Origin of the sequence: Bradyrhizobium huanghuaihaiense (assembly GCF_007830635.1) — a bacterium.
GTDB lineage: Bacteria > Pseudomonadota > Alphaproteobacteria > Rhizobiales > Xanthobacteraceae > Bradyrhizobium > Bradyrhizobium huanghuaihaiense.
The window spans coordinates 235061-261952 of sequence record NZ_VLLA01000008.1; the positions used below are offsets into that span (position 1 = coordinate 235061).

Annotated in this window: 24 protein-coding genes; 14 read left to right on the top strand and 10 right to left on the bottom strand. The window is 65.0% G+C overall.

Translation table 11 applies throughout. The annotated features are described in order from the left end of the window. Positions 1-17: 17 nt before the first annotated feature. Together ptsP and IQ16_RS18890 are read right to left on the bottom strand one after the other, a co-directional pair. Positions 18-2285, bottom strand: coding sequence for a phosphoenolpyruvate--protein phosphotransferase (gene ptsP / locus IQ16_RS18885; protein WP_018643525.1), 2268 nt, complete (start codon positions 2283-2285; stop codon positions 18-20). A gap of 352 nt (positions 2286-2637) precedes the next feature. Further along, complete coding sequence (locus IQ16_RS18890) at positions 2638-3894, bottom strand: aspartate kinase (protein WP_018643524.1); 1257 nt, start codon at positions 3892-3894, stop codon at positions 2638-2640. A 150-nt stretch (positions 3895-4044) separates the two neighbouring features. Between IQ16_RS18890 and IQ16_RS18895 the strand changes: the two genes are divergently transcribed. The 4 genes from IQ16_RS18895 to IQ16_RS18910 all read left to right on the top strand — a co-directional run bounded on the left by IQ16_RS18895 (position 4045) and on the right by IQ16_RS18910 (position 6841). Then, the gene (locus IQ16_RS18895) at positions 4045-4512 is read left to right on the top strand and encodes a PH domain-containing protein (protein ID WP_018643523.1); all 468 of its coding nucleotides are present in this window, start codon (positions 4045-4047) and stop codon (positions 4510-4512) included. A 14-nt stretch (positions 4513-4526) separates the two neighbouring features. Continuing rightward, positions 4527-5294, top strand: coding sequence for a bifunctional 2-polyprenyl-6-hydroxyphenol methylase/3-demethylubiquinol 3-O-methyltransferase UbiG (ubiG, locus tag IQ16_RS18900; protein ID WP_018643522.1), 768 nt, complete (start codon positions 4527-4529; stop codon positions 5292-5294). A gap of 110 nt (positions 5295-5404) precedes the next feature. Next, positions 5405-5674 (top strand): GIY-YIG nuclease family protein, encoded by a 270-nt coding sequence (locus tag IQ16_RS18905; protein WP_018643521.1) that lies wholly within the window; start codon positions 5405-5407, stop codon positions 5672-5674. A gap of 267 nt (positions 5675-5941) precedes the next feature. Continuing rightward, complete coding sequence (locus IQ16_RS18910; RefSeq protein WP_026312075.1) at positions 5942-6841, top strand: EamA family transporter; 900 nt, start codon at positions 5942-5944, stop codon at positions 6839-6841. On the opposite strand, the gene IQ16_RS18915 is transcribed toward IQ16_RS18910, so the two are convergent. Genes IQ16_RS18915 through IQ16_RS18930 form a run of 4 tightly spaced genes read right to left on the bottom strand, consistent with a single transcriptional unit; the run spans position 6838 to position 9312 of the window. Next, positions 6838-7320, bottom strand: coding sequence for a DUF1178 family protein (locus IQ16_RS18915; RefSeq protein WP_018643519.1), 483 nt, complete (start codon positions 7318-7320; stop codon positions 6838-6840). The genes IQ16_RS18910 and IQ16_RS18915 overlap by 4 nt on opposite strands. After that, a complete protein-coding gene (locus IQ16_RS18920; RefSeq protein WP_018643518.1) occupies positions 7317-8195 on the bottom strand; it encodes a carbon-nitrogen hydrolase family protein in 879 nt (292 codons plus the stop codon). The genes IQ16_RS18915 and IQ16_RS18920 overlap by 4 nt, the downstream gene beginning before the upstream one ends. Continuing rightward, on the bottom strand, positions 8192-8467 hold the full coding sequence (grxC, locus tag IQ16_RS18925) for a glutaredoxin 3 (protein ID WP_026312074.1): 276 nt from the start codon (positions 8465-8467) through the stop codon (positions 8192-8194). Before grxC ends, IQ16_RS18920 begins: the two co-directional genes overlap by 4 nt. 47 nt (positions 8468-8514) lie before the next feature. Beyond that, positions 8515-9312 (bottom strand): ComF family protein, encoded by a 798-nt coding sequence (locus tag IQ16_RS18930; protein ID WP_018643516.1) that lies wholly within the window; start codon positions 9310-9312, stop codon positions 8515-8517. 230 nt (positions 9313-9542) lie between these two features. Between IQ16_RS18930 and IQ16_RS18935 the strand changes: the two genes are divergently transcribed. Further along, complete coding sequence (locus IQ16_RS18935; protein ID WP_026312073.1) at positions 9543-10412, top strand: methyltransferase domain-containing protein; 870 nt, start codon at positions 9543-9545, stop codon at positions 10410-10412. 130 nt (positions 10413-10542) lie between these two features. Here the strand turns inward: IQ16_RS18935 and IQ16_RS18940 are convergent, their stop codons facing one another. Continuing rightward, positions 10543-10953 carry a (deoxy)nucleoside triphosphate pyrophosphohydrolase gene (locus IQ16_RS18940; RefSeq protein ID WP_018643514.1) on the bottom strand — a complete coding sequence of 137 codons (411 nt, stop codon included), beginning with the start codon at positions 10951-10953 and terminating at the stop codon, positions 10543-10545. Positions 10954-11091: 138 nt separating this feature from the next. Between IQ16_RS18940 and IQ16_RS18945 the strand changes: the two genes are divergently transcribed. Then, positions 11092-12423: a TadE/TadG family type IV pilus assembly protein gene (locus IQ16_RS18945; RefSeq protein ID WP_145831663.1), complete on the top strand. Its 1332-nt coding sequence runs from the start codon at positions 11092-11094 to the stop codon at positions 12421-12423. 96 nt (positions 12424-12519) lie between these two features. Here IQ16_RS18945 and argJ read toward each other — a convergent pair whose 3' ends face one another. Together argJ and IQ16_RS18955 are read right to left on the bottom strand one after the other, a co-directional pair. Further along, positions 12520-13761 (bottom strand): bifunctional glutamate N-acetyltransferase/amino-acid acetyltransferase ArgJ, encoded by a 1242-nt coding sequence (gene argJ, locus IQ16_RS18950; RefSeq protein WP_018643512.1) that lies wholly within the window; start codon positions 13759-13761, stop codon positions 12520-12522. A gap of 286 nt (positions 13762-14047) precedes the next feature. Next, positions 14048-14956, bottom strand: coding sequence for a peptidylprolyl isomerase (locus IQ16_RS18955; RefSeq protein ID WP_026312072.1), 909 nt, complete (start codon positions 14954-14956; stop codon positions 14048-14050). A gap of 352 nt (positions 14957-15308) precedes the next feature. Here IQ16_RS18955 and secA point away from each other — a divergent pair, with 352 nt between their 5' ends. After that, positions 15309-18149 carry a preprotein translocase subunit SecA gene (gene secA, locus IQ16_RS18960; RefSeq protein ID WP_018643509.1) on the top strand — a complete coding sequence of 947 codons (2841 nt, stop codon included), beginning with the start codon at positions 15309-15311 and terminating at the stop codon, positions 18147-18149. 377 nt (positions 18150-18526) lie between these two features. Here the strand turns inward: secA and IQ16_RS18965 are convergent, their stop codons facing one another. Continuing rightward, entirely contained in the window at positions 18527-18970 is a 444-nt protein-coding gene (locus tag IQ16_RS18965; protein ID WP_018643508.1) for a MarR family winged helix-turn-helix transcriptional regulator, read from the bottom strand. Positions 18971-19149: 179 nt separating this feature from the next. Between IQ16_RS18965 and IQ16_RS18970 the strand changes: the two genes are divergently transcribed. From IQ16_RS18970 to IQ16_RS19000, 7 genes are all read left to right on the top strand, one after another. Next, positions 19150-20334 carry a substrate-binding domain-containing protein gene (locus IQ16_RS18970; RefSeq protein ID WP_167526335.1) on the top strand — a complete coding sequence of 395 codons (1185 nt, stop codon included), beginning with the start codon at positions 19150-19152 and terminating at the stop codon, positions 20332-20334. Between the two features lie 165 nt (positions 20335-20499). Continuing rightward, on the top strand, positions 20500-22014 hold the full coding sequence (locus IQ16_RS18975; RefSeq protein ID WP_018643506.1) for an amidase: 1515 nt from the start codon (positions 20500-20502) through the stop codon (positions 22012-22014). Positions 22015-22044: 30 nt separating this feature from the next. Next, positions 22045-22902, top strand: coding sequence for a branched-chain amino acid ABC transporter permease (locus IQ16_RS18980; RefSeq protein WP_018643505.1), 858 nt, complete (start codon positions 22045-22047; stop codon positions 22900-22902). A 4-nt stretch (positions 22903-22906) separates the two neighbouring features. After that, entirely contained in the window at positions 22907-24124 is a 1218-nt protein-coding gene (locus IQ16_RS18985; RefSeq protein WP_145831665.1) for a substrate-binding protein, read from the top strand. Between the two features lie 6 nt (positions 24125-24130). Continuing rightward, positions 24131-25222 carry a branched-chain amino acid ABC transporter permease gene (locus IQ16_RS18990; RefSeq protein WP_018643503.1) on the top strand — a complete coding sequence of 364 codons (1092 nt, stop codon included), beginning with the start codon at positions 24131-24133 and terminating at the stop codon, positions 25220-25222. After that, positions 25212-25943 carry an ABC transporter ATP-binding protein gene (locus IQ16_RS18995; RefSeq protein ID WP_026312070.1) on the top strand — a complete coding sequence of 244 codons (732 nt, stop codon included), beginning with the start codon at positions 25212-25214 and terminating at the stop codon, positions 25941-25943. Before IQ16_RS18990 ends, IQ16_RS18995 begins: the two co-directional genes overlap by 11 nt. Further along, positions 25936-26631, top strand: coding sequence for a branched-chain amino acid ABC transporter ATP-binding protein (locus IQ16_RS19000; RefSeq protein WP_018643501.1), 696 nt, complete (start codon positions 25936-25938; stop codon positions 26629-26631). Before IQ16_RS18995 ends, IQ16_RS19000 begins: the two co-directional genes overlap by 8 nt. Positions 26632-26892 lie beyond the last annotated feature (261 nt).

The window sequence follows — 26892 nt, forward strand, 5'->3', positions numbered from 1 at the left end:
AGCGGGCGACAGGCCCGCTACAACGCAAGGCCCTCGGCCTCGGCAAATTCCGTCAGCTTCTGCCGGATCGAGACGCTGCCCGCGGGCGCATCCAGCAGAGGGTTGAGCATCGCTTCGGCCTTCTTCGCGTCGACATCGAGCACCATCGCCTTGACAGGGCCGAGCGCGGTCGCCGAGAGCGACAGCGAGCGATAGCCCAGCGCGATCAGCGCCAGTGCGCCGATCGGCTTGGAGGCCATCTCGCCGCAGAGCGAGAGCGATTTCTGCGCGCCTTGCGCCTTCCGCGCGATGTCGCGCAGCGCGCGCAAGATCGGCGCCGACATCGTGTCGAAGCGCTCGGAGACTTTTGCATTGCCGCGGTCGACCGCGAACAGGAACTGGAACAGATCGTTGGAGCCGACCGAGATGAAATCGACCTTCTTCAGGAGCTCATCGAGCTGGTAGAGCAGGGCGGGCACCTCGACCATGGTGCCGATGTCGATTCTTTCAGGCAGCGTGTGGCCGTGCTGGCGCAGATAAGTGAGCTCGCGCTCGACCAGCGCCTTCGCCGAGTCGAATTCGGCGACCTCAGAGATCATCGGGAACATGATGCGCAGCGCGCGGCCACCGCCGGCGCGCAAGAGCGCGCGGATCTGGCCGCGCAGAAGGCCGGGGCGATCGAGCCCGAGTCGGATCGCGCGCCAGCCGAGCGCGGGATTTTCCTCGATCACCGCTTCCATGTAGGGCAGCGCCTTGTCGCCGCCGATGTCGAGGGTGCGGAAGGTGACGGGCTTAGGTCCGGCGGCATCCAGCACGGTGCGATAGAGCGCGAGCTGGTCGCTGGTGCGCGGCAGGCTCTGGCCGACCATGAATTGCAGCTCGGTGCGGAACAGGCCGATGCCGGCGCTGCCGGTGTCCTCGATATGCGGCAGGTCGATCGCTAACCCTGCGTTGATCATCAGCTCGACCTTCTGGCCGTCCCTGGTGACGCAGGGCCGGTCGCGCAGCGCCAGATACTGCGCCTGGCGGCGGGCGCGGAAGCGCACGCGCTCGGCGAAGGCGGCCTCGATCTCCTGCGACGGACGCACATAGATCGAACCGGAGGTGCCGTCGACGATGATGGCATCGCCGGGATCGGCGATACCGGGCGCGTTTGGCACCTCGCCGACCGCAGGGATGCCGAGCGCGCGCGCCACGATCGAGACGTGGGAGTTGGCGGTGCCTTCCTCCAGCACGATGCCGCGCAGGCGCTTGCGGTCGTAGTCGAGCAGCGCCGCGGGGCCCATCGCGCGAGCGATGACGATGGCGTTGTCGGGCAATTGCTCGCGTGACGGCGCGTGATCCTGGCCGACCAGTTGCCGCATCAGGCGGTAGCCGAGATCCTCGAGATCGTGCAGGCGGTCGCGCAAATAAGGATCGGTCGAGCGCAGCATGCGCGCGCGGGTGTCGGACTGCACGCGCTCGACTGCGGCTTCCGCGGTGAGGCCGGTGGCGACCGCCTCGTGCAGCTTGTGCGACCAGCCCTGGTCGTTGGCGAACATGCGGTAGGCTTCCAGCACCTCGCGGTGCTCGCCGCCCTCGGCGACGTCGCCGCGCTCCAGCATGCGGTCGAGATCGGCGCGCAGCTTGGCGAGCGCGGTGTCGAGCCGCTTGATTTCCTTGGGCAGGTCTTCGGCGATGTAGTCCTTGATGACGACGCGCGGCTCGTGCAGCACGACATGGCCGAGCGCGATGCCTTCCGACAGGATCGCGCCGACCTTCTGCGCCGAATGGCGCGCGGCCGGCTCGAGGCCGGGCTGCGCCAGCGCCGACAGCTCGCCGGAGGCGATCAGCTCCGCCAGCACCATCGCGGTGGTCTGCAGTGCCTCGAGTTCCTCCTCGACATAGTTGCGCTTGGCGCGGTTCTGCACCACCAGCACGCCGAGCGTGTTGCCGGCGCGCAGAATCGGCACGCCGAGGAAGGAGTGGTAGATTTCTTCGCCGGTCTCGGGACGGAACGAGAAGGCCGGATGGCTCTGAGCATCGCTGAGGTTGAGCGGCGTCGCCTCGCTGGCGACGAGACCGACGAGGCCCTCATGGGCGCTGAGCACGGTATGGTGCACAGCCTCGCGGTTGAGGCCTTCGGTGGCGTAGAGCTCGAGCGTGTTGTCGACGCGCAGCACGTAGACCGAGCACACCTCGGCCACCATGTTGGCGGCGATCAGCACCACAATCTTGTCCAGCCGCTCCTGGGCCGAGACCTGCTCCGCCATGGTTTCGCGGAGCCGTCTCAACAAGACGCGGGGACCTCCCGACGCGCTCCGCATGTACCGTCAATCTCCTCCGTCTGCCGGGGCCGAAAGGGCCCGCGGCGGCTCGCCCGAAATCCAGAAAAACAACAAATTTGCTCGTCCGGCGCCGGCCCCGGCGGTTGCCGGAGCCGAATCAGCACCGCCTGAACTGGGGCACAGTTTCCGGCAGCCCACCCTGTCCGCGTATAGCGAATTGGGGCTTGTTTTGCCAAGCAAAACGCCTGCCAAACGCGAAGGTGTGTACACCTTCGCGTTTGCTGCGACCGCTAAGAGAAAATTAGCCCAGGCATGGTCCGGAAAAGTGCGAAGCGGTTTCCGGAAAGACCATGCTCAAATGACAATCTAAAGCGCGACCACGGGTCGCGCTTTAGGCCTGATCGAGGCCGTAGAGCGTATGCAGGGTGCGCACCGCCAGCTCGGTATAGGCGGTGTCGATCAAAACCGAGAATTTGATCTCGGAGGTTGTAATGGCCCGGATGTTGATATTCCGCCCCGCGAGGGCCGAGAACGCCTGGGCGGCGACGCCGGCGTGGCTGCGCATGCCGCTGCCGATCACCGAGATTTTTGCGACGTCGGTAGCGGTATCAAGCCGGGCATAGCCGATCTTGGCCTTGGCGGCGGTAATCGTGTCCTTGGCGCGGGTGTAGTCGGCGGCCGGGACCGTGAAGGTGAGATCGGTGGTCTTGCCGTCCTCGGAGACGTTCTGCACGATCATGTCGACGTTGATGTTGGCCTCGGCCAGCGGGCCGAAGATCGAGGCCGCAACGCCCGGCTTGTCCTGGATCTGGCGCACCGAGATCTGGGCCTCGTCCTTCGAAAAGGCGATACCGGTAACGACGTGGTTTTCCATGATCTCCTCCTCGCCGCAGATCAGCGTGCCGGGCGGCTGGTTGGCATGCGGGTCGATATCCTCGGGCTTGTCGAAGCTCGATCGGACGAAGATCGGCATGTTGTGGACCATGCCGAGTTCCACCGAGCGGACCTGGAGCACTTTTGCGCCCTGCGAGGCCAGTTCCAGCATGTCCTCGAATGCGATCTTGTCGAGCCTCTTGGCCTTCGGCACGATTCGCGGGTCAGTAGTATAGACGCCATCGACATCGGTGTAGATGTCGCAGCGGTCTGCCTTGACGGCTGCGGCGATCGCCACGGCCGAGGTGTCGGAGCCGCCGCGGCCGAGCGTGGTGATGCGGCCCGTTTCGGCGTTGATGCCCTGGAAGCCCGCGATGACGGCGACCTCCTTGCGCTCCTGGAAGCGCTTGATGATCTCGCTGCCGTCGATGTCCTCGATCCGGGCCGAGGCATGGGCGTCGCTGGTCTTGATCGGGATCTGCCAGCCCTGCCAGGAGCGGGCCTGGATGCCCATGCTCTGCAGCACGATGGCAAGCAGGCCGGACGTGACCTGCTCGCCTGAGGCGACGACGGCGTCGTATTCGCGCGCGTCGTGCATCGGCGAGGCCTCGGTGCACCAGGCCACCAGCTCGTTGGTCTTGCCCGACATCGCCGAGACGACCACGGCCACTTCATGGCCGGCGTCCACCTCACGCTTCACATGACGTGCGACGTTGCGGATGCGTTCGATGTTGGCGACGGATGTGCCGCCGAATTTCATCACGAGGCGGCTCATGACGACGCGTGCATTCCCTCATAAGGATCAGTATGGTGACCCGCACCGGACGGGTGCCTGCGGACACCGACCGCGCGTATACAGAGCGGCGGGGCCGGGGGCAAGCGGGTTCCTGCGGGGGCAGGTCGGGGGAGTGGGTTAACCAAGATCATGGCGCGCTATATCGACGAGATCCTGCAGCCGGGCGAGCGGGTGCTGTATTCGACCAACGCGCACTGGATCTTCTATTTTCCGGCGATTGTGGCCTGGATCGTGGCGCTGGTCCTGCTGATCCTGTCGCGGCAGGTCGCGGCCGACGGCCTCGTGATTCTGTGTCTCATCGCCGCGGGCGTGGCGGCTCTGCCGGCCCTGTTCTGGACCGTGAAGGGCTGGTTCCATCGCTTCAGCACCGAGACCGACGTCACCAATCTGCGGGTCGTTCACAAGACCGGGTTCATCAAGCGCCGCACCTTCGAGATGGCGCTGGACAAGGTCGAGAGCGTCGATGTCGATCAGAGCATTCTTGGACGTATTCTCAACTACGGCGACGTGACGATTCGCGGCGTCGGCGAGGGGATCGAGACGATCAGGACCATCGCCTCGCCGCTCGCCTTCCGTAGTTCGATCACCACGCGGTAGGACCGCGCGTAACCATGAGCATGCAGCAAAATACTTCCCTCTCCGCCCAGCCGGGCTCGACCGTCGACGCCGCCGAGATCGCGAAATTCTCAAAACTTTCGGCGGAGTGGTGGGACCCCAAGGGCAAGATGGCGCCGCTGCACCGGATCAACCCGCTGCGGCTCGGCTATATCCGCGACGCCGCCTGCCGCAAGTTCGAGCGCAACGTGCGCAGCCTGAACTGCCTCGGGTCCTTGCGCGTGCTCGACATCGGCTGCGGCGCCGGCCTGCTCTGCGAGCCGCTGTCGCGGCTGGGCGCGCAGGTCATCGGCGTCGATCCCTCGGTGAGCAACATCGCAGCGGCAAAGCTGCATGCCGACAAGAGCCATCTTGCGATCGACTATCGCTGCACCACGGTGGAAGAGATCGACCCGCGCGAGCGCTTCGACATCGTGCTGGCGATGGAGGTGGTCGAGCACGTCACCGACGTCGGCATGTTCCTGAAGCGCTGCGCCGCGATGCTGAAGCCGAACGGGCTGATGGTGGTCTCGACGCTGAACCGGAACTGGAAGAGCTTTGCGCTCGCCATCGTCGGTGCCGAATACGTCCTGCGCTGGCTGCCGCGCGGCACGCATGAATGGAACAAGTTCGTCACCCCCGACGAACTGACGAAATACCTTCTCGACAACCGCCTCGTCATCACCGAGCAGACCGGCGTCGTCTACTCACCCTTCGCCGACAAATGGAGCCTCTCGTCGGATATGGACGTGAACTACATGGTGGTCGCGGAAGGGATGGTGTGAACTACCGTGGGTGAGGTACGAGCCGTTACTCCGAGACTGGCGTCGTCCCTGCGAACGCAGGGACCCATAACCACAGGCCCCTGTAGTTAGCAAAGATAGGCGCCCCGAGCTTGTACTACGTCTACATCCTCGCCAGCCGCCATCACGGAACGCTCTATATCGGCGTCACCAACTCACTCCAGAAACGCCTGGAGCAGCACCGCGCCGGCAAGGGCTCCGAGTTCGTCAAGCGCTATGGCGTAAACCGGCTCGTCTACACCGAGGCCTACGAGCGGGCGGAAGAGGCGATCGCCCGCGAAAAACAGCTAAAGCGCTGGAAGATCGAGCTGATCGAGCGGGACAATCCGGAGTGGCGTGACCTGAGCGATCTCTTGGTTTGACGGTGTGAGCGCTGCCAAGCAAATGCTGTCGTCCCTGCGAACGCAGGGACCCATACCGCGGAATCCATCGGTGGCGGACGATGTTGGACTCACGGGTTGGCAGCCTCCGCAAAACTGCTCCCTGGGGTTATGGGTCCCTGCGTTCGCAGGGACGACAGCGGAGTTTGTAGCGAGAGCATCGCACCCATGACATCCGCGTGATTGACCTGCTTCGCCGCTGGCGGCAGGTTGTTGACCGAGCTCTTCAGTCCCCCCTATGCCACCCCCATGCTCACCGTCACCAGCCTCTGGATTCCCTTCACCGTCATTGCTGCGCTCGGCCAGGTCGCGCGCAATGCGATGCAGCGGTCGTTGACGAAGCCGCTGGGGACCTGGGGCGCGACCAATATCCGCTTCCTGTTCGGCTTCCCGTTCTCGCTGCTGTTTCTCGGCGTGGTGCTGGTCGCGACCGGCGATCATATCGGTATGCCGCCGGCCGTATTCTGGCCGTGGCTGCTGCTCGGCGCGCTCAGCCAGATCGTTGCCACCGGCCTGATGCTGCTCGCGATGAACGACCGCTCCTTCGTGGTGACGACGGCCTACCTCAAGACCGAGGCGATCCAGACCGCGATCTTCGGCTTCGTCTTCCTCGGCGATCATCTGACCTGGCTCAAGGTGTTGGCGATCGTGATCGCGACCGTCGGCGTCGTCATCACCGCGCTGCGCCCCGGCGGGGAGAAGAGTTTTGCGGAATTGAAGCCGACCATCACCGGCCTCGTCGCCGCGGCGGCGTTCGCGCTCTCAGCGGTTGGTTTTCGCGGCGCGATCATCACCGTGCCGAACGTGTCGTTCGTGACGGCCTCGTCGTTCACGCTGGTGCTCGGCCTGTTCGTGCAGACGCTGGTGCTGACGATCTACCTGCTCTGGCGCGCGCCGGACGTGCTGCGCGGCATCCTCGGCATGTGGCGGCCGTCGATGCTGGCTGGCTTCACGGGCGCCTTCGCCTCGCAGTTCTGGTTCCTGGCCTTCGCGCTGACGGCGGCCGCCAATGTCCGCACGCTCGCATTGATCGAGGTGCTGTTCGCGCAAGGCGTCGCCTACTACTCGTTCAAGCAGCCGATCGCGCCGCGCGAGCTTATCGGCATCGCGCTGATCGTGATTGGCGTTGCGGTGCTGGTGGGGGCCTAATTCCGGTCTTCCGGCAGCGTCGGCAGCGGCGAGACCTCGATGCCTTCGTCGATCAGCGACTTTGCCTCTTCGGGCGAGGCCTCGCCGTAGATCGGGCGGTGCTCCTTGTCGCCGTAATGCATGGCGCGGGCTTCGTTCGCAAAACGCTCGCCGACATTGTCGGCGTTCTTGACGATGTGATCGCGCAGCTCCTTGAGCTTGGCGCGCAGCTCGCGCTCCTGCGACATCAGCAGCGAGGTCGGCCCTGACGGCGCAGCCTCGGGCGTGGTCGCAGCCACGGGTTCCGGCGGCGGTGTCGCGCGCCCGCGGCCCTTCTTGCCGACGATGCGCGGAGCCATGATCGCCTTGTCGACCTTGGCCGAGCCGCAGATCGGGCAGGTCACGAGCTTGCGCTTTACCTGCGACTCATAGGCCGACGAGCTCTGGAACCAGCTCTCGAAGGCGTGGTTACGGTCGCAATGGAGCGCATAGCGGATCATGCCGATCCCCGTACGAGGTGCAGATGGTCCGGCCCGGCCTTGGGGTCGGCGACGCCGAAGCGGCGGCCATGCTGGAGCGAGGGAATTGCGCGGCGCGCGGTCTCGACCTTGGCCGGGTCGATCTTCGCCATGATGATGCCGGGCTCGACATCGCCCTCGGCGAGGATCTCGCCCCAGGGATCGATGATCAGCGAGTGACCATAGGTCTCGCGCTTGTTCTCATGCAGGCCTGCCTGCGCCGCGGCAAAGATGAAGCAGCCGGTCTCGATTGCGCGGGAACGCAGCAGCACGTGCCAATGCGCTTCACCGGTCTTGCGGGTGAAGGCGGACGGCACCGTGATGAAGTAGGCGCCGCTCTCGGCCAGCGCGCGGTACAGCGCGGGGAAGCGCACGTCGTAGCAGATCGTCAGTCCGACCCGGCCCCAGGGCAGGTCGGAGATCACGGCGGTCTCGCCCGGCTGGTAGTTGGCGGATTCGCGATAGCTCTCGCCGTCCGGCAGCTCGATGTCAAACATGTGGATCTTGTCGTAGCTCGCGAGCACATTGCCCTCGGGCCCGATCAGGAAGGAACGGTTGACCGCTTTCTCCTCCGAGAAGCGCAGCGCTAGCGAGCCGACATGGATGTGGATCTTCAGCTCCGCCGCCAGCGCGCGGTAGGCCTTCAGCGAAGTGTCGTCCTCTTCGCTCTGGAGATGCTCGAACAGCGCCTTGCGGTTCAGCTGCATCATGTTGCTGACTTCGGGCGTCTGCACGTAGTCGGCGCCGCCCGCAGCAGCCTGCCGGATCAGCCTGGTGGCCTGCGCAAGGCTGGGCTCCGGCAACAGACCGGTGCGCATCTGCACCATCGCGGCGGTGAAGGTCCTATTGTCGCTCATGATACCGCCTTCACGCTTTCGAGCAGGCCGTCGAGCTTGCCCTCGCGGTCCAGCGCGTAGAGGTCATCGCAGCCGCCGACATGGGTGCCGCCGATCCAGATCTGCGGGAAGGTCGAGCCGTCGCCGGCGCGGTCGTACATCTCCTGGCGCCAGGTTGGGTTCTTGGCGACGTCGAACTCGGCGAAGGTCGCCTTCTTGCGGGTCAGCAGGGACCTCGCGGCGGAACAATAGCCGCAGCCCGGCCGGGTGTAGATCTCGACAGCAGCAGTCATCTCGTCTGGCGCTTTCATGTCATGAATTCATTGAATTATATGGGACTTCACCTGACCTCCACAACCCGGGCGAACACCAGCACGTCAACCTGGGCTGCCTTGGCACGGAGCAGGGCGCGCGCGCAGGCATCCAATGTCGCACCCGAGGTCAGGACATCGTCGATCAGGACGACGCGGCGGCCCTGGACCTCGGCCTGACGGTCCGGAGATACCTGGAATGCGCCCTGCACATTGGTGGCGCGCTGGGCCCGCGACAGGCCGATCTGCTGCTCGGTGGCGCGCACCCGCCGCAGCACGTCGCCACGCACCTTGACGCCGCTCTGCCGCTCGATCACGCGCGCCAGCGCTCCGGACTGGTTGTAGCGGCGGCGCCAGGCCCGCCGCCAATGCAGGGGCACCGGCACCAGCATGTCGGCGCCGGTCAGCAGCCCGCCACCCGCGCGTGCCATCCAGCGGCCCATGGCCGGTGCCAGGTCGGTGCGGTCCTGGTATTTCAGCGCATGCACCAGCGTGCGCGCGACGTCATCATAGCGCACCGCCGCGCGGGCACGCTGGTAGGCCGGCGGGCTCGCGATCGCCTCCATCGACAGCATGTCGGGGCCGGGATCATAGACGAAGGGAATGCCGAGCCGCGGACAATAGGGCCGCTCGATGAACGACAGGCGCGCCCAGCACGCCGCACACACGCCCTCGCCGTCCACCGGCTCGCGGCAGGACACGCACAGCGTCGGCAGCGCAATGTCGAGGGCGAGCCGCGCCGCGCGTGACAGCACGTGGCGGCCAGCCGTCCATGCGGCACGCAGCGGTGCGGCGATAGAACGGGCTGGGGCGGCGTCGGTTTCCATGCGGGAAGGCTAGCGTTCTGCTTGCCGCGCCTCAAGCCGCTCTCTCGTGCCCCCGGACGCAGCGCAGCGCCCCCGGCGATGCGAAGCATCGTCCGGTGCGGTGCGCTGCAGAGCCGGGGCCCATCTCACCGCAGCATATGGCGTTGCCTTCTGGGTCCCGGCTCTGCGCAGCAGCGCCAAGAGCGCTGCAGCGCGTCCGGGACACGAGAGAGGAGATTGCAATGACCAGCATGATCGGCGTAACCAGCGGCATGGTCCAGAACCCCCAAACCCCGCCCGCCCTGTTTGATCGTGCCTTGCTGCATGCGCGGCAGCAGCGCGCGCAGGCACAAGGTGCCGTGAGCTTCCTGCTCGATCGGGTCGGCGAGGACATGTCCGACCGGTTGGCCGCAGTGATGCGGGAGTTTCATGCGCCGGTCGATCTCTGGAGCCCCGGCGAGGGTCTGGCCTCGCTGCGCGCGCACCTTCCGTCAATCGAACGGCTCGCGCTCGATGCGGCCGGCGCCGAAAAACTGCCTTTCGCGCCGGAAAGCCTCGATCTCGTCGTCTCGGCGCTGGCGCTGCAATTCGTCAACGACCTGCCGGGCGTTTTCGCGCAAATCCGTCGCGCGCTGAAGCCGGATGGGCTGCTGCTTGCCGCGATGATCGGCGGCGACAGCCTGTCCGAGCTGCGGCAGGCCTTTGCCGCGGCGGAAGCTGAATGTGAGGGCGGTGTGTCGCCGCGTGTCGCGCCCTTCGCTGACCTTCGCGACGTCGGCGCGCTGTTGCAGCGGGCGGGCTTCGCGTTGCCGGTGACCGACGTCGACCGCGTCGTGGTGCGCTATGGCAATGCGTTCGCGCTGATGCAGGATCTCCGCCGCATGGGCGCGGCCAACGTGCTGATCGAACGCCGCCGCACACCGAGCCGCCGCGCGACGTTGCTGCGGATGGCCGAGATCTATGCCGAGCGCTTTGCCGATGCCGACGGACGCATCCGCGCGACATTCGACATCATCTGGCTCTCCGGCTGGGCGCCGCATGCGAGCCAGCAGCAGCCACTCAAGCCGGGGTCGGCGAAAGCGAGCCTGGCGGAGGCGGTGAGGAAGGCGGGGAAGGAGTGACGCGTGTCCCGGACGCGCTGCAGCGTTCTTACGCTGCTGCGCAGAGCCGGGACCCAGCCTGCCGCTAGCATGGGCCCCGGCTCAGCAGCGCACCGCAAGAGCGCTGCGCTGCGTCCGGGGCACAGCGGGCTCACATCAGCAAATCAATCAGATGCGGGATCAGCGGAATGTCCGCGGGCGGCATCGGGTAGTCGCGCAGCTTGTTGGCGCGGACCCAGGCGAGGTTCTGGCCCTCGCGTGCAGTCACCATCCCTTCCCAGCGCCGGCAGATGTAGAGCGGCATCAACAGATGAAACGTCTCGTAGCCGTAGCTGGCGAAAGTCAGCGGCGCCAGGCACGGCTCGGCGACGGTGATGCCGAGCTCCTCGTGCAGTTCTCGGATCAGGCTCTGCTCCGGCCGTTCGCCCGGCTCGAGCTTGCCGCCGGGGAATTCCCACAGGCCGGCCAGTGTCTTGCCTTCGGGGCGCTGCGCGATCAGGACGCGCTTGTCGGCGTCCACCAGCGCGCAGGCCACCACCAGTGTCAGTTTGAGATCGGCCATGCCTGAAGTCGCTCGCTGAGGATGGGGCCGTAACGGTTCGTTAACTCCGTCGCGGTCCGCGTTTCTACCGCTCCCATAAGTCATATTTAATCGACGGTTCCTAGAGTGGAAACGATTGAACCATTCCGGGGCCGACCCATGCGCGCTGCGATTTGCTCGATGATGCGCCGTCTTGTCCGCGACCGGCGCGGCAATGTCGCGGTGATCTTCGCATTGTGCTGTGTCCCGCTGATCACGGTGGTCGGCTGTGCGGTCGATTACTCCCGTGCGACGCAGGTCCGCTCCAAGCTCCAGGCCGCGGCCGATGCGGCCAGCGTCGGCTCGGTCGCCAAGACCTCGCCGGCCTTTGCGGCCGCGGGCTCGATGACCTCGGACGGCGCGATCCCGGCCGGCGTCACCGACGCCACGAACATCTTCAATGCCAACGTCGCCAACCTGACCGGCTATACGCTGAACAGCGTCACGCCGACGGTGGTCAAGTCCGGCTCGACTGTCACCTCGACAGTCTCGTTCACCGGCACCATCAACACCATGTTCCTCGGCGTCATCGGCAGGAGCGCGATGACCATGAGCGGGACGTCGACCGCGACGGCGACCATGCCGCTCTATGTCGACTTCTACCTCCTGCTGGACAATTCGCCATCGATGGGTGTGGCGGCGACGCCGGCGGACGTCAGCAAGATGGTCAACAACACGTCCGACAAATGCGCCTTCGCCTGTCACGACTACAACGACGCGAACAACTACTACAACCTCGCCAAGACGCTCGGGGTGACGACGCGGATCGACGTGCTGCGCAGCGCGACCCAGTCGCTGATGGACACGGCGGGTGCCACCGAGACCTATTCGAACCAGTTCCGCATGGCGATCTACGATTTCGGCGCCTCGTCGAAGACCATCGGCCTGCGCGCGCTGTTCTCGCTGTCGGCGAGCCTCTCGAGCGCGAAGACGGCGGCAGGCACCATCGACCTGATGGGCGTCTACGGCAACAACGATTCCTACACCGCCGACAAGGATACGCAGTTCAGCACGGTGTTCCCGGCGCTCAACAGCGCGATCAGCGCGCCGGGCGCCGGCACGTCGGCGGCGCCGATGAAATATCTGTTCTTCGTCTCCGACGGCGTCGCCGACGAGTACAACACCGGCTGCTCCAAGCCGACCGTGAGCGGCGGACGCTGCCAGTCGCCGATCGACGTTTCGCTCTGCACCACCATCAAGAACCGCGCGATCAAGATCGCGGTGCTCTACACCACCTATCTGCAGCTGCCGACCAACTCCTGGTACATGACCTACGTCGACCCCTTCAACAAGGGACCGTTCGGGCCGTCGCCGAACAGCGAGATCGCGCAGAACATGCAGAGCTGTGCCTCGCCGGGGCTGTATTTCGAGGTGAGCCCGACGCAAGGCATCTCGGACGCCATGAACGCGCTGTTCAAGAAGGCGGTCGCCGACGCAAGGATTTCGGGGTGATGCCAGAGCCGTCATTCCGGGGCGATGCGTCAGCATCGAACCCGGAATCTCGAGATTCCGGGTTCTCGCTTCGCGAGCCCCGGAATGACGGCTGCACTAAGACCTGTAATCCCCGTTGATCGCCACATATTCCTTGGTGAGGTCACAGGTCATGACGCGGTCGCGGCCCTTGCCGAGGCCGAGCGAGACCTTGATTGCGATCTCCGGCGCCTTCATCGCTTCCGACACCTGCGCCTCGTCGTAGTCGGGATCGCGCGCGCCGCTCTTGGCGACGCGGATGCCGTTGAACGAGATCGAGAGCTTGTCGCGATCGGCCGGCTCGCCGGCCTTGCCGACGGCCATCACCACGCGGCCCCAATTGGCGTCCTCGCCGGCGATCGCGGTCTTGACCAGCGGCGAGTTCGCGATCGACATCGCGATCTTGCGCGCCGAGGCCTTGGTCTTGGCGCCCTCGACGGTGATCTCGACCAGCTTGCGCGCGCCTTCGCCGTCGCGGGCGACCTGCTCGGCGAGGTTGGCGAGCACCTGGGTGAAGGCCTTGACGAAGGCCTTCAGGCGCGGGTCGCTGGCGCGGCTGATCTTTGGTGCGCCATGCTCGGCAGCGGCGCCGGTCGCGAATGCCAGCAGCGTGTCCGAAGTGGAAGTGTCGCCATCGATCGTCACGGCATTGAACGTGTCCTCGACGCCGCTCTTGAGCAGGGCCTGCAGCGCGGCGGGCGCGATCGGCGCGTCGGTGAAGATGAAGGACAGCATCGTCGCCATATCGGGGGCGATCATGCCGGCGCCCTTGGCCATGCCGTTGATGGTGACCTTGGCCTTGCCGAGCTTGACGGTCGCGGTCGCGACCTTCGGGAAGGTGTCGGTGGTCATGATCGCCTTGGCCGCGGCGAGATAGTCGCCGGGTTCGGCGGTCTCGGCGAGGCGGCCGAGCACGCCGTCGAACTTGGTCGCATCCAGCGGCTCGCCGATCACGCCGGTCGAGGCCAGGAAGATCTCGCTCTCGCTGCATCCTACCGCCTTGGCCGCGATCTTCGCGGTCAGTGCGGTGGAGGCGCGGCCAGTCTTGCCGGTGAAAGCGTTGGCATTGCCGGAATTGACCACCAGCGCGCGCGCCTTGCCGCCCTTTAGTTTTGCGCGGCACCATTCGACCGGCGCGGAGGGGCATTTCGACTTGGTGAAGACGCCGGCGACCGCCGTGCCCTTGTCCATCACCGCCAGCAGCACGTCGGTGCGGTTCTTGTAGCGGATGCCGGCCTCGGCCGTCGCAAGGCGGATGCCCGCGATCACGGGCATGTCGGGAACGTGTTTCGGGGCAAGCGGGGAGACGGAGGTGGACATCGTGAGCTTCCGGTAACGGGGAGGGAGGCGCTTCCTATCATCTCACTCGGCGGATTGGGAGAGGCGCGCTTCATCGTCGTCCTGGCGAAAGCCAGGACCCATTACCACCGTCATCAATTGTTCACGAAGGCCACGACCGCTGGCGCAAACCAACACTTGTTGCGGCGTATGGGTCCTGGCTTTCGCCAGGACGACAGTTGTAGTTGCCGCGCCCGTCCACACTACGCCCCAAAAGCAAATGGCCGGGACATGCCCGGCCATCGCGACGTCGAAATGTCTTCGCGGCTTACTTCTTCGCCGGCGGCGCCATCTTGCTGTCGGAGGGCTTGGCCGCGTCGGCCGGCTTGGCGTCCGCCGCCGGCTGGTCCAGCCGCTCGACCTTGGCCTCGGCGCGCAGCTTGGCGACGTAGTCGGCCTGGGCCTTGCGGGTGACGTAGTTCTCGATCTGGGCCTTGACCTGCTCGAAGTCCGGCGCCTTGCGGGCGCGCTTTTCCTCGACCTTGATGATGTGCCAGCCGAACTGGGACTTCACGGGGTCGGAGATCTTGCCCGGCTCGAGCGCGAAGGCGACGGCCGAGAATTCCGGCACCATCTGCTCCTTGGTGAAGAAGCCGAGGTCGCCGCCGTCGGCGGAGCCGGGATCCTTGGACTTCTTCTTGGCGAGCTCGGCGAAATCGGCGCCCTTGTCGAGCTCGGCCTTCACCGCCTTGGCCTCGTCCTCGGTCTCGACCAGGATGTGGCGGGCGCGCACCTCCTGCTCGCCGGTGATCTGCTTGGAGGCTTCCTCGTAGACCTTCTTCATGGCGTCCGGCGTGGTGGCGGCCTTGCCCTCATTGGCGAGCAGGCTGTCCATCAGCAGGCGGTTGCGGGCGAACGCCAGGCGCTTCTTGAACTCCTCGCTATCGGCGACCTTCTTATCTTCGGCAGCCTTGCTGACGATCTTCATGTCGATCAGGAAGGACAGGACGTTCTCGTCCTTGGTCGCCGGGTCCATCTGGGCGAGGCTCGGCCCGAGTTCCTCCTCGGCCATGGCGACGTCGCTCTTCTTGATTTCAGCGCCATTGACCTTCGCCAGGACCGGATCGTCGGCAGCCCGGCCGGGACCCGCGATCAGCGCCAGCGCAAGGCAGCCCACGAGGGCGGTGGCGAGGCCGAAGCGCAGGCCGGTTTTGGTTACCGGGAACGAGGTGGTCATGGAAAATCCTTTTGTTGAAGCAGGGGGCTGCTCGAGCGGGGCGGACACTCGCCCAATCAAGGGGGCTTGGCAACGCGAAAAGTCTGTCAAAATGATGAATTAGCCGCAATGCGCCCGCCGTTGACAAGGCCATGACCGGGCCATATCTCTGCCCGGTCGCGTCCATGGCGATGGCGTTTATTTTGCTGCGTTTTTGGCCGTTGAACCCAGACTTGCCCAATTCCCACCCATATGGCGGATGACCCCCGCAGTCCGGGCTCTGACGCCATCAGGCGTCACGGTGAGTTGATAGGCAGGCGGGTGACAACTTCTTGGCTGCAACGCGGTTGAATCGCGAACACAGGAACTAGGCATGATCGGCGCGCTCGCCCGCAAGTTTTTCGGCTCCGCCAACGACCGGCGGGTGAAGGGATACCAGTCCCGCGTCAACGCGATCAACGCGCTGGAGCCCGAGGTCTCGAAACTCTCCGACGAGGCGCTCAAGGCCCGCACCGCCGAGTTCAGGAAGCAGCTCGCCGAGGGCAAGACGCTCGACGATCTCCTGGTGCCCGCCTTCGCCACGGTGCGCGAGGCGGCCAAGCGCACGCTCGGCCAGCGGCATTTCGACGTCCAGCTGATCGGCGGCATCGTGCTGCACGAGGGCGACATCGCCGAGATGAAGACCGGCGAAGGCAAGACGCTGGTGGCAACGCTCGCGGTCTACCTCAACGCGCTCGCCGGCAAGGGCGTCCACGTCGTCACCGTCAACGACTACCTCGCCCGCCGCGACTCCGGCTGGATGGGCCAGATCTACGGCTTCCTCGGCATGACCACCGGCGTGATCGTGCACGGCCTGGACGATGCCGAGCGCAAGGCGGCCTATGCCTGCGACATCACCTACGGCACCAACAACGAATACGGCTTCGACTACTTGCGCGACAACATGAAGTACCGGCTCGAGGACATGGTCCAGCGGCCGCACTTCTTCGCCATCGTCGACGAAGTCGACTCCATCCTGATCGACGAAGCGCGCACGCCGCTGATCATCTCCGGCCCGCTCGACGACCGCTCGGATTTCTACAACACCATCGACGGCTTCCTGCCCAAGCTCGACAAGACCGATTTCGAGGTCGACGAGAAGCAGCGCACGGTGACGCTCACCGAGGCCGGCATGGAGAAGATCGAGACCCTGCTGCGCGATGCCGGCCAGCTCAAGGGCGAGTCGCTCTACGACGTCGAGAACGTCTCCGTCGTGCACCACATCAACCAGGCGCTGCGCGCCCACACGCTGTTCACCCGTGACAAGGATTACATCGTCCGCGACGACGAGGTCGTCATCATCGACGAGTTCACCGGACGCATGATGCCGGGCCGGCGCTATTCGGAAGGCCTGCACCAGGCGCTGGAAGCCAAGGAGCACGTCCAGGTCCAGCCCGAGAACCAGACGCTGGCCTCGATCACGTTCCAGAACTACTTCCGCATGTATGAAAAGCTCGCGGGCATGACCGGTACGGCCGCGACCGAAGCGGACGAACTGTTCGACATCTACAAGCTCGAAGTCGTGGAGATCCCGACCAACCTGTCGATCGCGCGCCTCGACGAGGACGACGAGGTCTATCGCACCCAGAAGGAAAAATACGCCGCCATCCTCGCCGAGATCGAGCGCGCCAATGCGCGGCTGCAGCCGGTGCTGGTCGGCACCGCCTCGATCGAAAAGTCGGAAGTGCTCGCCGAATTCTTGAAGCAGAACGGCTACAAGCAGATCGATTTCGGCAAGGAGAATGCGCTCGACAAGCTCTATGCCGCCGCCCGTGCCGGCAAGCCGTCAAAGCTGTTCGCGGTGCTGAACGCGCGCTTCCACGAGCAGGAAGCCTATATCGTCGCCGAAGCCGGCGTGCCCGGTGCGATCACGATCGCGACCAACATGGCCGGCCGCGGTACCGACATCAAGCTCGGCGGCTCGCTGGAGATGCGCATCCAGCAGGAGACCTCTGCCATCACCGACGAGGCCGAGAAGGCGAAGAAGATCGAGCAGATCAAGGCCGACATCGCGCATTTCCGCGACATCGTGCTGAAGGCGGAAGAAACCGTCGAGATCGAGCCGGCGAAGGGCAGCAAAGCCGCCAAGACCGTGAAGAAGCCCGGCGGTCTCTACATCATCGGCTCCGAGCGCCACGAATCCCGCCGCATCGACAACCAGCTGCGCGGCCGTTCCGGCCGTCAGGGCGACCCCGGCCGCTCGAAGTTCTTCCTGTCGCTGGAAGACGATCTGATGCGCATCTTCGGCTCGGATCGCCTCGACAGCATGCTCCAGCGTCTCGGCCTGCAAGAGGGCGAGGCGATCATCCATCCCTGGATCAACAAGGCGCTCGAAAAGGCGCAGCAGAAGGTCGAAGCGCGCAACTTCGACATCCGCAAGAACCTGCTCAAGTTCGACAACGTCCAGAACGACCAGCGCAAGGTGATCTTCGACCAGCGCGTCGACCTGATGAAGGACGACAGCGTCGCCGAGACCGTCACCGACATGCGCCACGCCTTCATCGACGACCTCGTCGCCAAGCACGTGCCCGAGCATGCCTATGCCGAGCAGTGGGACGTCGCCGGTCTGAAGGAGGAATTGAAGCGCGTGCTCGATCTCGACCTGCCGGTCGACGACTGGGCCAAGGAAGAGGGCATCGCCGACGAGGAGCTGCTCACGCGCATCGAGACAAAGGCCGACGAGCACATGGCGGCCAAGGTCGCGCAGTGGGGTCCCGACGTGATGCGTTACGTCGAGAAGACCATCCTGCTGCAGACGCTCGACCATCTCTGGCGCGAGCACCTGATCATGCTCGACCATCTGCGCCAGGTCATCGGCCTGCGCGGCTACGGCCAGCGCGATCCGTTGCAGGAGTACAAGACCGAGGCCTTCAACCTCTTCCAGGAGATGAGCGCGCATCTGCGTGAGGCCGTCACGGCGCAGCTGATGCGGGTCGAGATCGTCCCGCCGGAGCAGGAAGCCCCGGTGCTGCCGGCGATGGAAGCGCACAAGTTCGATCCGAACACCGGCGAGGACGAGATGGCGCTCGCCAGCGTCACGCTCGGCGCGCAGGCCACCGACGCCGCGCTGCGCGATCCCAAGAACCCCGCGAGCTGGGGCAAGGTCGGCCGCAACGAGGACTGCCCGTGCGGCTCAGGCAAGAAGTACAAGCACTGCCACGGGCGGTATGCCTAAGGCGCAGCACGCCTGAGGCGCGAAGCTCGCGCTTCAACTTCCGCCGTCGTCCCGGCCTAGTGCGCAATTGCGCACGGGGGCCGGGACCCATACCGCGGAATCTATCGATAGTGTGCGGTCGTCGTACCGCGCGACCCAGCGCAACTAGCAGTCTTCACCAAACTTGATCCCGTGGCTATGGGTCCCGGCCTTCGCCGGGACGACAGCCTTGTTGGGGAGGCGGCGTCGCGCTCATTCCATCGTCGTCCTGGCGAAAGCCAGGACCCATTACCCCAGCGGGGAAGTTGCGGCGCGACGCTGGCAACCGCGAGTCTTCGCTACGCGTTGTCGCGGGCTTCGCTTGTCCAGGACGACGATGGAATTGATATTCGCGCAGCTCAATTCGAGCTGTCGATCAAGCTCTCCAGCAGCCGCTTGAGCTCGCTCGTCGACTTGTCGCCGTAGCTCTCCAGGATGTGCTCCTCCTGATCCACCGCGAGCGAGTTGAGCTTCTTGCACAGCACCTTGCCGCGGTCGGAGATGAACATCAGCACCTTGCGGCGATCGTTGGGGTCCTGCACGCGATAGACCAGCGTGTCGGAGACCATGCGGTCGATCATCTTGGTCAGCGTCGGATGGTTGAGCAGCACCGCGTCCGCAAGCTCGCCCATCGAATGGCCGTTGCCATCGGAGAGAACCTTCAGGATGCGCCATTGCTCGACGGGAACGCCTTCCTTGCTCAAGCGCAGTTCCAGCTGCCGGTTGATCTCCCGGTTGGCTTGCGCGAGCAGGTAAGCGAGATGTTCGGTGATCGGGGTGTTTTCTTTCGACGGTTTTGCCACGGCTAAGACTTCGTCTTGACCCAAATGAGTGAATGTCTTGCAATCAATGCTGCATCTATATGCACTTCAATTCTTGAATATTCAATATTTTCAAAATAGGATCATTGCCCAACAAAAGGGCGGAAGCCGCGGCCGCCTGCTCAATGTGCTTTCAGGTCTGGTGCCAGACAGGAGTTGGCGTGCGCGCGACGGTAAACTTCCCGGCTCACGGCGGTCCGGCGTTGCCGCCGTCCCTGCTGTTCAGGAATCTGTCGTCGTCGGCGGCTGACTTCGACCTGTCTCCGGTCGACGCGCATTTCATGAAGCGCCGCGGCGCGCGCAACAAGCTGCGCATCGGCAATTTCCTCACCTTCACCGGCTCGCCCGGAATCTGGGGCCCGACCTCCACCAACAGCGCGATGCTGGCGGTTGCCGAGATCAACAAGCGCGGCGGCATTCTGGGCCGCGAGCTCGAGCTGTCGATCTACGATTCCGGCGGTCCGATCGACGAGGTGGTGCGCCGCGCCGAGCAGGCGATCGCGTTCGACGAGGTCGACCTCATCATGGGCTCGCATATCAGCGCGGTCCGCGTCGCGCTGCGCAAGGTCACCGGCAACCGCATCCCCTACATCTACACCCCGGTCTATGAAGGCGGCGAGCGCACGCCGGGCGTGATGGCGATCGGTGAGACGCCGCGCTGGCAGAGCCGGCCGGCGATCCATTGGCTGGCGGACGTCAAGAAGGGCGCGCGCTGGTACCTGATCGGCAGCGATTACGTCTGGCCGTGGCAGTCGCATCGATCGGTGAAGCGCTACATCAAGGAAGCTGGCGGACAGGTGGTCGGCGAGGAGTTCGTGCCCGTCGGCGAGGACAATCACGAGCCGCATCTGGCGCGCATCCGCGCCGCCAAGCCCGACGTGGTGCTGATCTCGCTCATCGGCACCGACAGCATCACCTTCAACCGCGCCTTCGCCGAAGCCGGACTTGCCACCTCGACGCTGCGGCTTGCCGGTGCCATGGACGAGACCGTGCTGCTCGGCATCGGCGCCGACAACACCGAGAATTTGTTCTGCGCTTCCGGCTATTTCAACGGCATGGCCTCGCGCGCCAATGACAAGTTCCTCAGTGCCTATCATTCCATGTTCGGTGCCAACGCGCCGCCGGTCGGCTCCGTCGGTCAGTCGAACTATGAGGGACTGCGCTTTCTGGAATCCGTCGCCAACCGCGCGGGCTCGCTGGCCTTTCGCCCGCTGCTCAAGGCCGCGCGCAACACCGTCTATACGGCTGGCCGCGGCCCCGTGACGCTTCGCGACGGCCGCGCCGAGATGCCGATGTACCTCGCTGAAGCCGACGGTCTCGACTTCAGGATCATCAAGACGCTTTAAGAGGCGGTCGCTGATACGCCGCCGCGGACTTGCGAAATAATACTTGAAAAGGAAAATATTTCCGTCTGTAATATCGCCGCGGAGCCGGTTGGCCCGCGCCGTGCAGGCGCGAGCGAGCGGCTTCCGTCCAACGCCAGGGATCAAGAAGCCTCAGAGGAGAGCGCCGTGACAGTTGTCCTTCCCACGCCCGCCCAACTTCGCAGTGTCGCCGAGCAGTGCGGCCTTTCGCTCACCGATGACGACGTCGCCTCGTTCCGCGGCCTGATGCAGGGCTCGATCGAAGCCTACAATCTCGTTGCCGCGATGCCGGACGAATTGCCGGAGGTGAAATATCCGCGCACGCCGGGGTATCGGCCCTCGGCCGAAGAGAACCCGCGCAATGCCTGGTATCGCAAGTCGACGGTCAAGGGCGCTGCCAGCGGCAAGCTCAAGGGCAAGACCATTGCGCTGAAGGACAACATCATGCTTGCCGGCGTGCCCATGACCAACGGCTCGTCGACGCTGGAAGGCTATGTGCCCGATTTCGACGCCACCATCGTCACGCGCATGCTGGATGCCGGTGCCGAGATCAAGGGCAAGGTGCATTGCGAGCATTTCTGCCTGTCCGGCGGCAGCCACACCGGCTCCTACGGCCCCGTGCATAATCCGCACAAGATGGGTTACTCGGCCGGCGGCTCGTCGTCAGGCTCGGGCGTCGTGGTCGCGCTCGGCGAGGTCGACATGGCGATCGGCGGCGATCAGGGCGGCTCGATCCGCATGCCGTCCTCGTTCTGCGGCATCTACGGCATGAAGCCGACCTGGGGCCTCGTGCCCTACACCGGCATCATGCCGATCGAGATCTATGTCGACCATACCGGTCCGATGACGGCGACGGTCGCCGACAACGCGCTGCTGCTCGAAGTGCTTGCCGGCGACGACGGCTACGATCCACGCATCAAGGCGCCGAAGGTCGAGGAATACACCAAGGCGCTCGGCCAGGGCGTCAAGGGCATGAAGATCGGCATCCTCAAGGAGGGCTTTGAGCAGCCGGTCGCAGAGGCTGCGGTGAATGAAAGCGTGCGCGAGGCGGCAAAACGCTTCAAGGATCTCGGCGCCACCGTTGAGACCGTCTCGATCCCGATGCATCTCCTGGGCGGCGCGATCTGGACCCCGATCGGCACCGAAGGCCTGACCCAGACCATGATGTTCGGCGACGGCTACGGCCTCAGCCGCGGCGATCTCTACTCGACCTCGCTGATGGATTTTCATCGCGGCTGGCGCCGGCAGGCCGACTCGCTGTCGGAGACCACGAAGCTGTTCATGATGCTCGGCACCTACATCAACAACAATTTCGGCCCACGCTTCTACGGCAAGGCGCTCAACATCTCCCGCCGGCTGACCGCCGCCTACGACAAGGCGTTCGGGGATTACGATCTGCTCTTGCTGCCGACGACGCCGATGAAGGCGACCAAGCTGCCGGAGCCCAATGCCAGCCGCGAGGAATACGTTGCACGCGCGCTCGAGATGATCTCGAACACCGCCCCGTTCGACATCACCCATCATCCCGCGATGTCGCTGCCCTGCGGCATGGTCGACGGCCTGCCGGTCGGCCTGATGCTGGTCGGCCGCATGTTCGAGGAATCCACCATCTACCGCGCCGCCCATGCCTTCGAGCAGATCGGCGACTGGAAGAAGATGTGAGAAGCGAATTCATGCAGACGGTTCTACCGCATGGCTAATGCGTTCGTCGCGGCGTTCGAGATCCTGAGCTTCGGCGCGATCATCGTCCTGATCGTGCTGGGGCTCGGGATCATCGCCAGCATGATGGGCATCTTCAACTTCGCGCAAGGAGAGTTCGTCCTGCTCGGGGCCTACATCACCTATCTCGCCCATGCCAAGGGCCTGCCGATCTGGGCCGGCATGGTTGCGGCGCCCTTTCTGGTCGGCGCGCTCGGCTTCGTGCTGGAGGCGCTGATCATCCGCCGCTTCTATGCCGCGCCCATCGTCGCCATGCTCGGCACCTATGCGCTCGGCCTCATCATCCGCGAATCCGTCCGCGGCCTGATCGGCGGCTTCTATCTCACCGTGCCCGAGCCGATCGGCGGCTCGATCGACATCGGCGCTATGCACATCTCGGCCTGGCGCTTCACCATCATCGTCATCACGCTGCTGGTGATGGGCGGCTGCTACCTCCTGCTCTCGCGCACGAGCTTTGGTCTGCGCGTCCGCGCCACGCTGGAGAACCCGTCGCTGGCGCGTGCGTCCGGCATCTCCACGCCGCTGATCTACGGCGCCACCTTCGCGTTCGGTGCCGCGCTCGCCGGTCTTGCCGGCGCGCTGATCGTGCCGGTGTTCAGCCTGTTTGCCGATCTCGGCCTGCGCTTCCTGATCCAGGGTTTTGTCGCGGTCATGGTCGGCGGCGTCGGCTCCTTCATCGGGCCGGTCGCGGGCGCCGGCGTCATCGGCACGCTGAGTGCCGCACTGCCATGGGTGATGGCGCCTGTCGTCGCCGACGTCCTCGTCTTCGTGCTCGCCATTGTCTTCATCAAATTCCGCCCGCAGGGCCTCATCGCTGGAAAAGGGGTTTAGTCACATGTTCAATCGCACTCAGCTCACACGCCGCCGTTTCCTCTCCAATTTCGCCTTTACCACCGGCGCGGTCGCGACCGGCGTCGGCAGCTGGGTGATCCCGGCCGACTGGGCCAACGCGGCGGAAGGCCCGATCAAAGTCGGCATCGCCACCGATCTCACCGGCCCGATCGCCTATGCCGGCAATGCCGACGCCAATGTCGCCAAGATGGTGATCAAGGAGATCAACAATTCCGGCGGCCTGCTCGGCCGTCCGCTCGAGCTCTATATCGAGGACACCGCCTCCAACGAATCCGTCGCCGTCGGCAACGTCCGCAAGCTGATCCAGCGCGACAAGGTCGACATGGTGCTGGGCGGCATCACCTCGTCGATGCGCAACGCGATCAAGGACCCGATCGTCGCGCGCGGCAAGACGCTCTACATCTATCCGCAGCTCTATGAGGGCAAGGAGTGCACGCCCTATCTGTTCTGCACCGGGCCGACGCCGGCGCAGCAGTGCGACGAGTTCATTCCCTGGCTGATCAAGAACGGCGGCAAGAAGTTCGCGCTGCCAAGCGCCAACTACGTCTGGCCGCACACGCTCAACGTCTATGCTCGCAAGGTGATCGAATCCAATGGCGGTGAGGTCGTGTTCGAGGAATACTACCCGCTCGACCAGGTCGACTTCTCCGCGACGGTCAACCGCATCGTCTCCAACAAGGTCGACGTCGTCTTCAACACGGTCATTCCCCCCGGTGTCGGCCCGTTCTTCAAGCAGCTCTATGAAGCGGGCTTTCTCAAGAACGGCGGGCGTCTGGCCTGCGTCTACTATGACGAGAACACGCTCAACATCAACCAGGCCAGCGAGATCGAGGGCCTCGCAAGCTGCCTCGACTATTTCAAGGTGTTGACCAAGGAGAACCCGTTCGACGCCAAGATCCAGGCGGCCTACGAGAAGGATTTTCCGGGCAACTTCCTGTTCGCCGCCGGCAGCGCCGCCACCGGCACCTATCGCGGCCTGAAGCTGTGGGAAGCCGCCGTCAAGGAAGCCGGCAAGATCGACCGCGACTCGGTCGCCGCCGCGTTGGACCATGCCAAGATCGCCGAAGGTCCGGGTGGCCCAGCCGAGATGGTGCCGGGCAAGCGGCACTGCAAGATGAAGATGTACACCGCAGTCGCCAAGGGCGGGAACTACGAGATCGTCGCGCGCAGCAGCGGCCTCGTCGATCCCAAGGAATGCTGACGTAGAATGCCGAAAGCGATGGGCGCAGTGAAGCAGACGATCCCCGCCGAGATCGGCGGGGATATGGACGCCGCGGTGGGCAGCAGCGGAACGGCGGCCAAAGCTGCCGCGGGACGAAAAGTCCTGCCGATCGTCGAGGGCGTCGTGCTGGTCGCGGCGCTGCTCGCGCCGCTGGTGCTGCAGGACTATCTCACCGTGTTCGCAACGCGCGTGATCATCCTTGCGCTGTTCGCGCTGTCGTTTGATCTGGTCTGGGGCTATGCCGGTATCATGAGCTTCGGCCAGGCCCTGTTCTTCGGCTCGGCCGGCTATGGGGTCGCTCTGCTCGCGCGCGATCTGGACATCACCAATATCTTCCTGGTGCTGCCCGCGGGCACGCTGATCGGCCTCACCTTCGCGCTCCTGCTCGGCGGCTTCCTGCTGCTGGGACGGCATCCCTCCAGCGTGATCTTCGTCTCGCTGGGCACGCTCACCGGCTCCTACGCTGCCGATCGCCTCGCGCGCGGCTGGTACTATCTCGGCGGCCAGAACGGCATCCCCTCGATCGCGCCGATGTCGCTCGGTGGTTACGAATTCTCGGAAGGGCCGGCCTTCTATTATCTCGTGCTGGGTATCCTCGTCGTCGTCTATCTGCTCTGCCGCTTCCTGGTGCGCTCGCAATTTGGTCTCGCGCTCGCAGGGCTCCGCGAAAACGAGCAGCGCATCGCCTTCTTTGGCTACAAGGCGCAGCACCTTAAGGCGATCATCTTCGCCATCGGCGGTGCCATCGCCGGTCTTGCCGGCAGCCTCTACGCCTTTCACGAAGGTTTCGTCTGGCCCAACATGGTCGGCGTCGTGGTCTCGACGCAGGTCGTGCTCTATGTGCTGTTCGGCGGCTCCGGCACGCTGATTGGTGCCGTCATCGGTGCTGTCATCGTCGAGGGCGTCAGCTTCTGGCTGTCGGACAATTACCGCGACATCTGGCCGATCATTTTGGGATTGTTGCTGCTGCTCGTGATCCTGTTCCGGCCTCTTGGCCTGATTAGTTTTGTGCTGGGCGAGCGTGAACGGGTCGGCAGCTTCGGCGTCAAGATCAAGGAGACGCGCAATGCTCCTTGAGGCCGCCGGCATCAAGAAGGTCTTCGGCAAGCTCACTGCGCTGGACGGCGCCGCGCTCACCGTCGGCGAGAACGAGTTTCACGGCCTGATCGGCCCGAACGGCTCCGGCAAGAGCACATTGATGAAGTGCATCGCCGGCGCCGAGGTGCCGACGCAGGGCAAGGTGAGCTTCGTCAACACCGACATCACCGCGTTTACGCCGACCGAGCGGGCCCGCGCCGGCATGAGCCTGAAATTCCAGATCACCAGCGTGCTGCCGACGCTGACGCTCTACGACAACATCCTGCTGGCGCTGCAGGCGCAGTCCTCGCTGTTCGATCTCGTGTTCTCGCGCACCCGTGGCGCGCTGCACGATCAGGTCATGACCATGCTGACGCAGTTCCGCCTCGCTGACCGCGCCTTCGATGCGGCGGCGGCGCTGTCGCACGGCCAGCAGCAATGGCTGGAGATCGCCATGGCGCTCGCCGGCAAGCCAAAGCTCCTGCTGCTCGACGAGCCCACGGGCGGCATGAGCCTCGAGGAGCGCCGCGTCACCGGCGAACTGCTGCAGCCCATAAAAAAGCACTGCTCGCTCGTCATCGTCGAGCACGATCTCGATTTCATCCGCGACATCTGCGATCGCCTCACCGTGCTCGACCAGGGCAAGGTGCTGGCATCGGGCACGGTGTCGGAGATCCAGGCCAACAAATCCGTCCAGGAGATCTATCTGCGCCGTGCCTGAATTTTTGGACATCAAGCATCTCGACGCCGGCTATGGCCGCAGCCAGGTCCTGTTCGACGTCACGCTCGGCATTCCCTGGCGCGGCGGCGTCGCCGTGCTCGGGCGCAACGGCGCCGGCAAGACCACGCTGATGAAGACCATCGTCGGCGAGCTGCCGGCCTGGAAGGGCGAGGTCGCCTTCGACGGCCGCGACATCAGCCGCCGCGCCACCCAGGAGCGCGTCCGCGCCGGCATCGGTTACGTGCCGCAGGAGCATTCGGTGTTCGCGCGCCTGTCGGTGCGCGACAATCTCGCGGTCGGCTCGCTTGCGAACAAGGATGCCTCCGCCGTCGACCGCGTGCTGACCATCTTCCCAAAGCTCGGCCAGCGCCTCGACCAGCCCGCCGGCACCCTCTCCGGCGGCGAGCGCAAGATGCTCGCCATCGGCCGTGCCATGCTGGGGGATCCAAAACTCCTGCTGCTGGACGAGCCGACCGAAGGCGTCTGGATCGGCGTCATCGAGGAGATCACCGAGCGCCTGATCGAGCTCGCGAAGAGCATCGCGGTGATCATCGTCGAGCAGCATCTCGATCTGGCGCTGCGCGTCGCGGACTATGCGTATGTGCTGGATCGCGGCAGGGTCGCGCTGCAGGGGCAGGCGGGCGAGGTGAGGGGCAATCCGGAGCTGATGCGGTATCTGGCGCCGTAGGGCCTCGCTGAAGCGCGGCGCTCTCACCCAAATTTCCACTGCCGTAGCCCGCATGAGCGAAGCGACATGCGGGGCCGTCTGCGACATTCCCGGATGTCGCTTCGCTCATCCGGGCTACGCGCAGCCAGTCCCGTCATCCTGAGGTGCGAGCCGCGCGACGCAACGCGGCGCGCGGGGAGCCTCGAAGGATGAACGGCCGGGATGCAGCCGGGCCGTCGCCCTTCGAGGGCCGCTAAGAAGCGGCCACCTCAGGGTGACGGG